At 61.0% G+C, this 12,401-nt stretch carries 14 protein-coding genes and 1 pseudogene; 10 read left to right on the plus strand and 5 right to left on the minus strand.

The window, feature by feature from the left end; all coding sequences use genetic code 11:
- Positions 1 to 24: 24 nt before the first annotated feature.
- Positions 25 to 264, minus strand: a complete 240-nt coding sequence (locus AR306_RS09790) for a GIY-YIG nuclease family protein (protein ID WP_240622549.1) — start codon at positions 262 to 264, stop codon at positions 25 to 27.
- A gap of 89 nt (positions 265 to 353) precedes the next feature.
- Here AR306_RS09790 and AR306_RS09795 point away from each other — a divergent pair, with 89 nt between their 5' ends.
- From AR306_RS09795 to AR306_RS09840, 10 genes and pseudogenes are all read left to right on the plus strand, one after another.
- Entirely contained in the window at positions 354 to 836 is a 483-nt protein-coding gene (locus AR306_RS09795; protein ID WP_101497400.1) for an asparaginase domain-containing protein, read from the plus strand.
- Positions 837 to 852: 16 nt separating this feature from the next.
- The gene (locus AR306_RS09800) at positions 853 to 1,515 is read left to right on the plus strand and encodes an alpha/beta hydrolase (RefSeq protein WP_101497988.1); all 663 of its coding nucleotides are present in this window, start codon (positions 853 to 855) and stop codon (positions 1,513 to 1,515) included.
- 169 nt (positions 1,516 to 1,684) lie between these two features.
- On the plus strand, positions 1,685 to 3,172 hold the full coding sequence (locus AR306_RS09805) for an efflux transporter outer membrane subunit (RefSeq protein WP_101497401.1): 1,488 nt from the start codon (positions 1,685 to 1,687) through the stop codon (positions 3,170 to 3,172).
- A complete protein-coding gene (locus AR306_RS09810; protein ID WP_101497402.1) occupies positions 3,165 to 4,514 on the plus strand; it encodes an efflux RND transporter periplasmic adaptor subunit in 1,350 nt (449 codons plus the stop codon). The genes AR306_RS09805 and AR306_RS09810 overlap by 8 nt, the downstream gene beginning before the upstream one ends.
- Complete coding sequence (locus AR306_RS09815) at positions 4,511 to 5,251, plus strand: ABC transporter ATP-binding protein (RefSeq protein ID WP_101497403.1); 741 nt, start codon at positions 4,511 to 4,513, stop codon at positions 5,249 to 5,251. The genes AR306_RS09810 and AR306_RS09815 overlap by 4 nt, the downstream gene beginning before the upstream one ends.
- Positions 5,242 to 6,459 carry an ABC transporter permease gene (locus tag AR306_RS09820; RefSeq protein ID WP_206168000.1) on the plus strand — a complete coding sequence of 406 codons (1,218 nt, stop codon included), beginning with the start codon at positions 5,242 to 5,244 and terminating at the stop codon, positions 6,457 to 6,459. The genes AR306_RS09815 and AR306_RS09820 overlap by 10 nt, the downstream gene beginning before the upstream one ends.
- 199 nt (positions 6,460 to 6,658) lie before the next feature.
- Positions 6,659 to 7,840: an acetyl-CoA C-acetyltransferase gene (locus AR306_RS09825; RefSeq protein ID WP_101497990.1), complete on the plus strand. Its 1,182-nt coding sequence runs from the start codon at positions 6,659 to 6,661 to the stop codon at positions 7,838 to 7,840.
- Positions 7,841 to 8,025: 185 nt separating this feature from the next.
- Complete coding sequence (locus AR306_RS09830) at positions 8,026 to 8,280, plus strand: hypothetical protein (protein ID WP_101497404.1); 255 nt, start codon at positions 8,026 to 8,028, stop codon at positions 8,278 to 8,280.
- 37 nt (positions 8,281 to 8,317) lie between these two features.
- Complete coding sequence (locus AR306_RS09835; RefSeq protein ID WP_101497405.1) at positions 8,318 to 8,578, plus strand: RpnC/YadD family protein; 261 nt, start codon at positions 8,318 to 8,320, stop codon at positions 8,576 to 8,578.
- 116 nt (positions 8,579 to 8,694) lie between these two features.
- A pseudogene (locus tag AR306_RS09840) lies at positions 8,695 to 9,611 on the plus strand (LysR family transcriptional regulator).
- Positions 9,612 to 9,637: 26 nt separating this feature from the next.
- On the opposite strand, the gene madM reads toward AR306_RS09840, so the two are convergent.
- Genes madM through AR306_RS09860 form a run of 4 tightly spaced genes read right to left on the minus strand, consistent with a single transcriptional unit; the run spans position 9,638 to position 12,393 of the window.
- Positions 9,638 to 10,399 (minus strand): malonate transporter subunit MadM, encoded by a 762-nt coding sequence (gene madM, locus AR306_RS09845; protein WP_101497991.1) that lies wholly within the window; start codon positions 10,397 to 10,399, stop codon positions 9,638 to 9,640.
- Between the two features lie 14 nt (positions 10,400 to 10,413).
- Positions 10,414 to 10,806 carry a malonate transporter subunit MadL gene (gene madL, locus AR306_RS09850; protein WP_101497406.1) on the minus strand — a complete coding sequence of 131 codons (393 nt, stop codon included), beginning with the start codon at positions 10,804 to 10,806 and terminating at the stop codon, positions 10,414 to 10,416.
- Between the two features lie 34 nt (positions 10,807 to 10,840).
- Positions 10,841 to 11,767 (minus strand): malonate decarboxylase subunit epsilon, encoded by a 927-nt coding sequence (gene mdcH / locus AR306_RS09855; protein WP_101497407.1) that lies wholly within the window; start codon positions 11,765 to 11,767, stop codon positions 10,841 to 10,843.
- Positions 11,764 to 12,393 (minus strand): malonate decarboxylase holo-ACP synthase, encoded by a 630-nt coding sequence (locus AR306_RS09860; RefSeq protein WP_101497408.1) that lies wholly within the window; start codon positions 12,391 to 12,393, stop codon positions 11,764 to 11,766. Before AR306_RS09860 ends, mdcH begins: the two co-directional genes overlap by 4 nt.
- Positions 12,394 to 12,401: the final 8 nt, after the last annotated feature.

The following is a 12,401-nucleotide window of genomic DNA, read 5'->3' on the forward strand; positions in this document are numbered from 1 at the left end:
GTCAATAACCCGGCTCAGGCCGGGTTATTGTTTATATGCACCCTGACAAGCCAGAAGTTCCTTCTCCCGCTTCCCCATCCGCTTGATATCGACTTCCCTTCTCAGCGCCGTCCCCTTGTCCGCGCACTCTTCGACATACACCATCGCCAGCGCCGGGCTGCTGTTGAAAAAACGTGCGCCCTTGCCGCTCTGGTGCTGTTTGAAGCGCCGCTGCGGGTCGTTGGTGATGCCGCAATACAGCGCACCATTGGCAGCCCGCACCAAATAGACGTACCAGCGGCCCGGGCTAGGCTGCGCTGTCTGTTCTGGGCTAGACTGCGTGCTCTTGTTATCTGACAAACCGTTGAATTCCCATGTCAATCCAGATTTTCACCACCGGTGGCACCTTCGACAAGCTGTACCATGATGCCCTGTCCGAGTTCAGCATTGGCGAGCCCATGGCCGGCCCGTTGCTGGCCGACGCCGGCGTCAATTTTGACTACCAGATCACCAGCCTGCTGAAAAAGGACAGCCTGGAGTTTACCGACTCCGACCGCGAATTGCTGGCCCGGCATGTACGGCAGGCTGCCGGAGACAAGATCCTGGTTATCCACGGCACCGACACCATGACGCACAGCGCAGCGGCGCTGGGTGGCGTGCCCGGCAAAACGGTAGTCTTCACCGGAGCCATGCTGCCGGCGCGCATGCTGCACAGCGATGCCCCCTTCAACCTGGGCTTTGCCCTGGGCGCATTGCAGTGCCTGCCAGCGGGTGTCTACATTGCCATGAACGGGCAAATTTTCAACGCCGGGCAGGTGCAAAAAAACCGTGCCCAAAGCCGTTTCGAATCACTGTAAAGAGAGGATCACCATGCTGGAAACCGCCCTGATTGTTGAAGCCCTGAAACCTGCCGATGCCTGTGTCATCTGGCTGCATGGTCTGGGCGCCGGCCGTAGCGACTTCGAGCCGGTCGCCCGCATGCTGCAGCCGCAACTGCCGCATGTACGTTTCATCTTGCCGCAAGCGCCATCACAGGCTGTCACCATCAATGGCGGCTACAAGATGCCCAGCTGGTACGACATTCTGTCCATCAGCCCCGGCAAGCGGGCGATCAACAGCGACCAGCTGGAGGAGTCCAGCCAGAAGCTGATCCGCACCATCGAGGCCCAGCGTGACGCCGGCATTGACCCAAAACGGATTTTCCTCGCCGGTTTTTCCCAGGGTGGCGCGGTGGTGTTGCACACCGCCTACCTGCGCTGGCAGCAACCGCTGGGCGGCGTTATGGCGCTGTCAACCTACGCCCCGACCTTTGAAGAGGTCAGCACCCCGGTAGCCAAGCCCCCTGCCCTCAACATGCATGGCCGTTATGACGGCGTGGTACCACTGGTGATGGGGCAGTCGGCCTGGCAACAGCTTGAAGAATGGGGCGTGTCCACCACCTGGAAGGACTACCCCATGCAGCACGAGGTAACCCACGAGCAGATTCTGGATATCGGCAACTGGCTGTATGCCCGTCTGCAGGACGAGCACAACTGACACGGGATGTTTTAGTAACCGGACAGGGGTTCTTTAGTAATCGCCTGCTTCCCCGGTTTCCATTAAGCCCGGGCGGGTTTACATAACCTTTACCCGCCAGAACTTTATCTGTCTGCCAGTTTTGCTACTGTGTGCGCTCCCGAATGGGCCGGTGAATCTGGAGGGTTCCTTGAGCGCACGTCCTGTTTTTATTCTGCGTCTTGCCATGCGTAGCGGTGTTCTGGCGGCTGCCAGCCTGCTGGGTGCCTGCGCCGTGATCCGGGCGCCCGAGGTGACCCTGTCCGCACCGGCCACGCCACCGGCCTGGCAAGTAATCCAGCCTGCCCGGCTGGACCTGCAAACCGACACCGGGGCCGCCAACGATGCGGCGAATAATCTGGCCGGCTGGTGGCAGGCCCTGCACGACCCGGCACTGAACAAGCTGTTGCAGGCAGTGCTGGCCAACAACCCGTCGATGCAAAGCAGCGGTATCAGTTACCGTCTGGCCGAGCTCAAGGCCGGCGTGGTCAATGCCGGTTACGGCCCCAAAGCCAATGCCGGCATCAGCAGCTCACAGTCCAGCCCGCTCGGTGAAAGCGGCCACTCCAGCTCGCACAGCCTGAGCCTGAGCGCCTCCTGGGAGCTCGACCTGTGGGGCGCACGCAGTGCCCAGCGCCAGCAGGCACAAGCCTCGGTGCTGCGTGCCGGGCAGGAAGTACGTGCGGCACAGGTCAGCCTGCTGGCCGAAACCGTGCAGGCCTACATCAGCCTGCGCATTGCCCAGGCCAACCAGCAACTGGCAGCACAGACCATAGAGCTGCGTGCGCAAAGCCATGACCTGGTGCGCTGGGAATACCAGGCCGGCCTGAAAACCGAGCTGGAGCAAAACCAGGCTCTGACCCTGCTGCGCCAGGCCGAGGCGGTAGCGCCCCAGCATGAGCAGTCCCGGCTGTTGGCCCTGCAACAGCTGGCGGCCCTGCTGGGCGGCGAGTCCACCGAAGCCCTCAAGCCACTGGCTGAACCGGGTGCCATTCCCGAATTTCAGGGCCCGCAAAGCCTGCGCATTCCCGCCGACGTGCTGCGCCAGCGCCCGGATGTGCTGGCACAGGAGCTGGCCGTGCAGGAACAGGCCCAGTCGGTCGCACTGGCCCGCATCAGCCGCCTGCCATCCTTTGGTCTGAGCGGCAGCATAGGTACCAGCAGCGACCTGTTTGCCGACATTTTCGATGTCGATGCCGCCGTGGCACGGCTGGCCGGCAGCCTGTCGGCGCTGCTGTTTGATGGCGGCGTGCAGCGCTCAAATGTCAAACAGAGCCGACTGCTGCTGGATCAGGCCCTGCTGGCCTACCGCAGCAAGCTGCTCACTGCCCAACAGGAAGTGGAAGCGGCCCTGACCCAGCTGGAAACCGCACGGCGGCAACAGCTTTCCTACCAGCAGGCGCTGGATGCTGCCGAGCAGGCCGCCGAGCTGGCACTGTTCCAGTATGACGCCGGCCTGCTCGACTTCTCCGACCTGCTGACCACCCAGACCGCGCTGATCAGTGCCCGCAGCAGCCTGCTGGGCAATCGCAGCACCATTCTGGGCAGCTGGATTCAGCTTTATCGCAGCCTGGGCGGCGGCTGGCAAAACCTGCCACTGCCGGCCACTGCCTTTGCCATGGGTGACACCAATGAATGAAGAACAGAAACAACGCGCCCAAGAACTGGGCCTGATGACGCCCGCCAGCGGCCGCCTCAAACGCTGGCTGCCGCTGCTGCTGTTGGCGACTGCCGGGCTGGCACTGGCATTGTGGCTATGGCTGCGGCCACAGGAAGCCACCCTGCAATACAAGACAGCGCCGGCCCAGCGCCTGGATATTTCGCTTCAGGTCTCGGCCACCGGCCAGATTTCGCCGAAAGACCAGGTGGAGGTCAGCTCCGAGCTGTCCGGCATCGTCAGCGGCGTGTATGTGGACTTCAATGACTCGGTCGAACAGGGCCAGCTGCTGGCCGAACTGGATACCAGCAAGCTCAATGCCACCGTGCTGCAAAAGCAAAGCTCGCTGCGCTCGGCGCAGGCGCAGGTGACCACTGCCCGTGCCAACCTGGAAGAGGCGCAGCTGAATTACAACAACTACCAGGACGTGTGGAAAAGCAGCAACGGCAAGCACCCGTCCCGCCAGACCATGGACAACACCCGCATCGCGCTGCAAAAAACCAAAGCCAGCCTGGAACAGGCGCTGGCCAGTGTCGAAAATGCCAAAGCCGACCTGGAATATGCTGAAACCGACCGTGAAAAAAGCCGCATCATCTCGCCCATCGACGGCATTGTGCTGAGCCGCTCGGTGGAGGTCGGCCAGACGGTGGCCTCTTCACTGTCGGCCCCGACCCTGTTCCTGTTGGCCCGCGACCTGCGCGACATGGAGCTGCTGGTCAACATTGACGAGGCCGATATCGGCCAGATCCGTGAAGGCCAGAGCGCCAGCTTCACGGTTGACGCCTACCCCGGGCGACGCTTCAACGCCACCGTGGTGCAGATCCGGCTGGCCAGTTCGGCATCCGGCTCATCCAGCACCAGCAGCGTGGTGTCGTACCAGACCGTGCTCAAGGTGGATAACGAGGAATTGCTGTTGCTGCCCGGCATGACCGCCGTCACCGACATCCAGGTGCAGTCTGCCCGCGACACCCTGGCCGTAGAAAACGCGGCCCTGCGCTACCGCCCCGCCACCCCTGGCGACAACAGCACACAAACCGGCCGCGCCACACAGCAAAGCGGGCAGCAAGGCGGCATCATGGGTGCCCTGACATCCCAACGCCGGCCACCCGGAATGGGCCGTCCAGAACGACGTGCCGGTGAGAATGCTTCGGCCAGCCGGCAGACTGCGCGTCGCCAGGCGGTGATCCATGTACTGCGTGACAACCAGCAGGTGGCGATTCCTGTCGAAACCGGTATCTCCGACGGTATCCACACCCAGGTACTGGCCGGTGAGCTGCAGGAAGGAGATCTGGTGATTAGCGACGCCGTGCAGGTCAGCAAATGAACCGGCAAAGCCTGATCGAGTTCCGGCAGGTGACCAAAACCTATGCCCAGGGCAATACCAGTTACCAGGCGCTCAAGGGGGTCGATTTTTCCATCATGCCCGGCGAGTTTGTCGCGGTGATGGGCCCTAGCGGTTCGGGCAAGTCCACGGTGATGAACCTGATCGGCTGTCTGGATGTGATCACCAGTGGCGAGTATTTCTTTCAGGGCGTGCCGGTGTCACAGCTGGACCGTCAGCAACGCGCCCGCTTGCGCCGCCAGCATGTCGGTTTCGTGTTTCAGGGCTTCAACCTGCTGGCCCGTACCACGGCGCTGAAAAATGTCGAGCTGCCGCTGATCTATCGCGGCATGGGCAAGCGCGAACGCCAGCTGCAGGCGCTGGAAGCACTGGACAAGGTCGGCCTGCTGCCCTGGGCGCAGCACCGCTCGGAAGAGCTGTCCGGCGGCCAGCAACAGCGCGTTGCCATTGCCCGTGCGCTGGCCATGCAACCGGCGATCCTGCTGGCGGATGAACCCACCGGCAACCTGGATTCGCAGCGCAGCATGGAAATCATGGAGCTGCTGTACAGCCTGAACCGCGAGCAGAACCTGAGCATCATGATGGTCACCCACGAGGCCGACATGGCCGCCTACGCCAGCCGCATCATGCATTTTGTCGATGGCCGGATGGACAGCGACCAGCCCAACCAGCCAGTGCTGGCCAGCCACCCCGCAGCGGAGAATGCATCATGTTCCTGAGCATGTTTGGCAACGCCCTGATACTGGCGCTGCAGGAAATCCGCCACAATATTCTGCGTTCGGTGCTGACCACGCTGGGCATCATCATCGGCGTGGCGGCGGTCATCACCATGGTCACGCTGGGCCGAAGTGCCACCCAGCAGGTGACCGAACAGGTAGCCAGCCTGGGCAGCAACCTGCTGATGCTCAATCGTGGCCAGGGCTTTGGCCCGGGGCGTGACCGGGTCAGCGCACCGGCGTTCAAGCTGGAGGATGTCGATGCCATCCGCCGTGAGGTGGCCGGCATCCAGGCCATTGCGCCACTGAGCAGCAGCAACGCCACCCTGGTGGTCGGCAACAACAACTGGAGCTCCAGCATTCGTGGCAGCACCAACGAGTTCATTGTCGCCGGCAACTGGACGCTGGGCGAGGGCCGCGAATTCACCGAAGATGAGGAAACACGAGGCGGCAATGTCTGCATCATCGGCCGTACCGTCAACAGCGAGCTGTTTGCCAGCCAGGGCAGCGCACTGGGCAAGACCCTGCGGGTCGGCCGTTATGCCTGCACCGTGATCGGAGTGTTCAAGGGCAAGGGCCAGACCAGCTTTGGCCAGGACCAGGACGATGTGGTGCTGATGCCCTTCCCCACCTTTGCCCAGCGCATGGCCGGCAGCCGTGACGTACACCAGATTTATGTCTCGCTGGAAGACGGCATCGACAGCGAGCACGTCAAAAGCCGGCTGACCACACTGATGAAGGAAAGGCGCAACCAGACCAGCAGCCAGAACTTCAGCATCATGGACACCGCCGAGCTGTCCGATGCGCTGACCAACACCAGCCGCACCATGACCCGCCTGCTTGGCGCGGTGGCCGGTGTCAGCCTGCTGGTCGGCGGCATTGGCATCATGAACATCATGCTGGTATCGGTCACCGAGCGCACCCGCGAAATCGGCATCCGCCTGTCGATTGGCGCGCTGGAGCATGAGGTGCTGTGGCAGTTTCTGGTGGAGGCGGTGGTGCTGTCATCGCTGGGCGGGCTGCTCGGGGTCACCCTGTCGGTCGGGCTGTCGTTTGGCCTGTCGCTACTGATGGGCATGCCTTATGTATTCGACCCCGGCATCAGCCTGCTGGCGTTTGCCTTCTCGGCGCTGATTGGCGTGCTGTTTGGCTACTTCCCGGCCCGCCGTGCCGCCCGTCTCAACCCGATCGACGCCCTGCGTTCGGCCTGACTACAAACGGCAGCAGACCTGCCGGCAACCGATCCGGCATGGCGCAAATCTGCATCAATTTTGACGCGTTTCTGTTGCATCGCCCGCAGTTCCCGGCAGTAGTCTGTCAGGTACTTGCAGAACTCTGGACAACGGGCCATTCTGCACGCACACTTTTTTATTTTTGGTCACGCTGGAGAACAACAATATGAATTCGACCCTGAATGACGTGGTTATCGTCGCCGCCACCCGTACCGCCATTGGCAGCTTCCAGGGGGCGCTGGCCAATACGCCGGCCACCGAACTGGGTGCCATTGTCATCCGTAGCCTGCTGGCGCAAACCGGCGTGACTGCCGAACAGGTGAACGAGGTCATCATGGGCCAGGTGCTGACCGCCGGTTGTGGCCAGAACCCTGCCCGTCAGGCGGCGATTCTCGCCGGTTTGCCGGCATCCGCTTCGGCACTGACCATCAACAAGGTCTGCGGTTCCGGCCTGAAAGCGGTGCAGATGGGCTGTCAGGCCATTCGCTGCGGCGATGCCGACATCGTCATTGCCGGCGGTCAGGAAAACATGAGCCTGGCCAGCTATGTGCTACCCAAGGCCCGCACCGGGCTGCGCATGGGCCATGCCCAGATGCTCGATAGCATGATCACTGACGGACTGTGGGACGCCTTCAACGACTATCACATGGGCATCACTGCGGAAAACATTGTCGAGCGTTTCGGCATCAGCCGTGAGGAACAGGATGCCTTCGCTCTGGCCTCGCAACAGAAAGCGGCACAGGCTATCGAAACCGGCCGCTTTGCCAGCGAAATCACGCCAGTGGAAATCACCCAGCGCAAGGGCGACCCGCTGGTGTTCGCCACCGATGAGCAACCGAGGACAGACACTACACTGGACAGCCTGACCCGTTTGCGCCCCGCCTTCAAGAAGGACGGCAGCGTGACCGCCGGCAACGCTTCCAGCCTGAATGACGGTGCCGCCGCCGTGCTGCTGATGAGCGCTGCCAGGGCCAGAGAACTGGGCCTGCCGGTACTGGCACGCATCGCCGCAGGTGCCAGCGCCGGGGTGGACCCGCAAGTCATGGGTACCGGGCCAATTCCGGCCACGCAAGCCTGCCTGGCCAAAGCCGGCTGGACACTCGACCAGCTGGACCTGGTTGAAGCCAACGAAGCCTTTGCCGCCCAAGCGATCGCCGTCAACCGCGAGCTGGGCTGGGATACCGGGCTGGTCAACGTCAATGGTGGCGCCATTGCACTAGGCCATCCGATCGGGGCATCCGGCTGCCGCATCCTGGTTTCGCTGGTGCACGAAATGCAGCGCCGCCAGGCCAAAAGGGGGCTGGCCACCCTGTGCATCGGCGGCGGCATGGGCGTTGCCCTAGCAGTCGAGGCCCCCTGATCCGCACTTGTCTTTTTGAGAAGCGGCTCCCACACAGCAAAATGCCGGCCCCGCACACAGTTGCGGGAGTCGGTGCATGGTTGTCGCAACGGGATCTGCTCCTGTTTTCCACAGCAACGACGGCTGCGCAATAGCTGACTATACTTCAGGCAAAGGACTTGCCTGATACTGCAAAAGGAGTTTGCATGAATGATCTGTCACCACCCGTAAATCCCGATGATACCAGCGACCACGACAGCCCGTGGAAATCCGCCATCGAGGTGTTTTTCCAGCCCTGTATGGAGCTGCTGTTCCCGTACGTGGCCAGCCAGCTGGACTGGCACCACGAGCCGGTCTTCATGGACAAGGAGTTACAGAAGCTGACCAGCGACAGCAGCGACTCACGCCGCCATGTCGACAAGCTGATCCGCCATACCCAAGCAGGAGCTGGACTACTATAATGAACACATCGACCTGATCGAACAGGAGGACGAAACCATGGGTTACATGGCGATTTATAAGCGTGAATCCTTTGCCAAAGGGATTGAACAAGGGATCGAGCGAGGAATTGAGCAGGGTATCGAACGAGGCATTGATAAAGGCCGCGCTGCCACCCTGCGCAAGCAGTTGCAACTCAAATTCCGTGATCTGAATGCTGATGTCCTGGCCCGGCTGGACAACGCCAGCGAAACCGAGCTGGAGCTGTGGACCGAGCGCATTTTGTTTGCCGACAGCGTGGAAGCGGTATTTGAAGGATAGGCATCCAACCGTTCGTCAGCTGGCTTCTGTCACGGCCGGAGGCGGCCCGGTTACGCCGCCGTGCCCGCTTCCTGCAGCATCTGGGCAAACCTCGGCACGCGCTCCAAGGAAACAGCATGTACATTGATCCGGAAATCACCTTCCGCAAAATCGAGATTTTCCTGGCCTTCATGGAACACAAGACCCTGACCGGGGCTGCCGAAGCATTGGGCATCAGCACGGTCAGCGTTCCAAGGCATTGCGCTCGCTGGAAAACGCGCTGAGCTGTCCCCTCTTCAAGAAAGAAGGCCGCCTGCTGTTGCCGCTGCACAGTGCCACCGTGTTTGCAGACAAGTGCCGGGACATCCAGAAAAACATGCATCAGGCAGTACGCCTGGCCCGTGATGCGGCCGGCTTCTCCTCCGAGCGCTTCAAGCTGGGTTCCATCTACTCGCTGACGGTGCGCATTGTTCCGGCACTGATCATGGGGCTCAAGCTCAGAAGGAGCAACCTGAACATCGACCTGAACCTCGGCTCCAACAGTGACCTGCTGTTCCAGCTCCGCAGCATGGAGCTGGATGCCATTCTGATCAGTACGGATTACATCCCGCACAGGTCGGACCTTGAGATATACAACATATTCACGGACGAAATTTATCTGGCGGTTGCCAACGATTCCCCCTATGCACAGCATGAGACGATCGATCTGCGCAAGCTGAAACAAGACAGTTTCATTACCCTGACCGAAGGCTTTGCCACCTACCAGGATGGCATGCGGATTTTCGAGGCTGCCGGCTTCAAGCCGAATATCAGCATGCAGGTCAATGATATTTTCACCCTGCTCAGTATGGTCAGTTCCGGCATGGGTTGTGCCCTGCTGCCCGGGCGTATTGCATCGGTCTATCAGAACCAGATCCGCCTCATCCGCCTGAGCATTCCGGCGGTCAGCGAACAAAACATCGGGCTGGTGTTTCTCAAGACCAAGGAACATGACCCCAACCTGTTGAGCATGCTGGCCGAGTGCCGGATGTACGCAAAAAAAAGCCAGCCGTGACGGCTGGCCAAAAGGTCGAGTGCCCGTTATAAAATCGCGTTGGTCACCAGGTACAGCAGTGACGGGCCAAGCAGGCAGCCCAGTGCCGTGTAGAATGCAGCCGTCAGGCAGCCATAAGGTACAAGTTTGGGATCGGTTGCCGCCAGACCACCGGCCACACCGCTGCTGGTTCCCATCAGGCCGCCAAAGATCACCGCGCTGCGCGGGTTGTTCAGGCCGATCAGCGGGGCCACAAAAGGCGTCACCACCATGACCAGAATGGCCTTGACCAGTCCGGCCGTAATGGACAGGGCCATCACTTCCGAGCTTGCGCCAATCGCCGCTCCGGTAACAGGGCCGACAATGTAGGTAACCGCTCCCGCACCAATGGTGGTGACACTGACAGCATCGGTATAACCAAACGCCAGCGCCACTCCGGCCCCTGCGATAAAGGATATGAAGACGCCGAGAATAAGTGACAAAACTCCGCTCACTCCCGCCCTTTTCAGCTCTTCAACCTTGACGCCATACCCGGTGGCAATAATGGCAAAGTCCCGCAACATGGCGCCGCCAAGGATGCCTATGCCGGAAAACATCGGAATGTCGACAATGCCTTTCTGGCCGCCGGTGAAAACACCACCGATATAGGACAGGACCAGCCCGATCAGAATGGCAATGGCAGAGCCGTGCAGGCGACCCTTGGTGAACTTGCCGGATATCCAGTAAGACGCCCACATGGTCACGCCGATCACGGCAAAGCCGCTGATCATTCCATAACTGTTGAGTACTTTGAGAAGTGATTCCATAATCATGGCCGGGCTCCTTAATGAGTCAGTGACTGGGCTGCGTCAGGAGCCTGCTTGTCCTGCCCCAGACGGGTCAGTACAGGCACCATGATAAAGCTCAGCGTTACTGCAAGAACGCCGGCGAGAATGGCCGAGATGCCACCGCTCAAGGCACCGTAGACGTTCTGCTGGGCCGCCATTGCAACCACGATCGGGATGTAGATCGCATTCCAGAACTCGATTCCCTGTTCTGTCTTGGGGTTTAGTGCGCTTTTGCTGGACAGGTAGCTGCCACCAAAAATCAGCAGCAGCATGGCAATGCCCACACCACCGACGTTGGCCGGGATGCCGAACAGGGCTCCAAGCACTTCCCCGATAAAGATGCCTGTCAGGGTACACAGGGACAATAAAGCTACGCCATATATTATCATTTTTGTAATCCTCAGTTAGCTTTGCAATACGTTGTTATTGTTGGGTTAAAACTAGTTTCTGTAGTGTTTCAAGGCTGTTTTCCTGGTATGAGATATTGATTGCTTCCGGTATGGCTCGCCTCCCAAGATTTGTCAGTACCGAGCCGGGCGCAAGCTGCACATGCAGCCTGACGCCGCGCTCGAATGCGCTTTCCATGACGCCTTGCCAGTTGACAATGCGACACATGTTGAATGCCAGGTCATCCCTGATGCGCTCGACAGTGGTCAGCAAACGTGCGCTGCTGCCACTCAGATAACGCATGACCGGCTGTTGCAGGACAACATTTTCAAAAGCCTCCATCAGTTGTCCGGCTTGTTCGTTCAATAACTCACAGTGAGAGGGGACGCTGATACGGATCCGTGTGACACGTCCGTTACCCGTTTCACGCACCTTTTTTTCGACCTCCTCCAGCAACCCTGTCGTGCCGGCCAAGGCATGCTGGTTATCCGCATTGATATTGGCCAGATACAAGGGCAGGCCCTGCTGGCGATAGGGTGCCAGCAGCGCTTCCACCTCCGCGATGGTCAGGCCCTGGACTGCCGCCATGGTGTACCCGGACGGATAGGCTTCCTGCATCAGGCGGCCACGCAGGGACACCAGCTGCAGCGCATCGGCAAAGGCCAGCGCACCGCTGGTCACCGCTGCTGCATAGGCGCCGATGGACAGGCCGGCGGTATAGGCCGAAAGCCGGGGCAGCCCTTCCAGCAGGCGCCGGGCGCTGGCCACGCCAGCGATCAGCAGGCATAGCTGCACGGCGCGGGTATCTGCCAAGGCGTGCTCCGAGTCCAGTTGCAGGACATCTTCGTGCAAGGCATCGCCGGCCTCTTCCAGCACCAGCCGGGTCAACGGATGCTGCTGAAGCGCCTGCAACATGCCCGTTTGCTGTGCCCCCTGTCCGGGGAACGAAAACAGAACACTCATGCCACACCTCCTGTTTGCCATGGGTTATCGGTCAGCAGCGCTCCGGTTCCGGTCTTGAGCAGCACCCTGCTCCTGCTGCCCGCCCAGTCCCGCAGGGAAAAGCCGCCCAGCCCTGACTCGACCTGGATATCGACACGCACCGGCAGTCCGGCCAACTGTTGAAGCCAGCCGGCGGCCTGCTCCGGGCTGACGAGTTCCGGCAGCCGCAGCAGAATATCGAGGTCACTGGCCGCACGGGTCACCTTCACCCCGGTCAGCGCCTCAAACGCATGGCTGCCGGTGATTCCCCAGGCCATGCCGAAGAAAACCTGCCCGATGCCGTCCAGTGTTGCCTGCACCGCAGTGCCGGCCCCCTTCAGTTGCCGGATCTGTTCCGGTTGCACCCGCCTTGCCACTTGGCTGGCCGGCATCCAGCCGGCAAAACGCTGCCCGCGCTGCAGCCCGCGCACACCCACCGCAACCTGTTCCGGCTGGTTGGCATCACGCCGCACCACCACCGGATCACCCAGGGCCAGACGTTCCCTGGCCCAGCCCGGAGCAGCCGCCGTCAGCTGCTCCGGCGACATGCCCCAGAGCAGATCATGCGGCTGCAGGTCGGCAGCGTTGTAGACCGGTATGCGCGACATGCTCAACG

It is taken from the genome of Thiopseudomonas denitrificans (assembly GCF_002866065.1).
GTDB lineage: Bacteria > Pseudomonadota > Gammaproteobacteria > Pseudomonadales > Pseudomonadaceae > Thiopseudomonas > Thiopseudomonas denitrificans.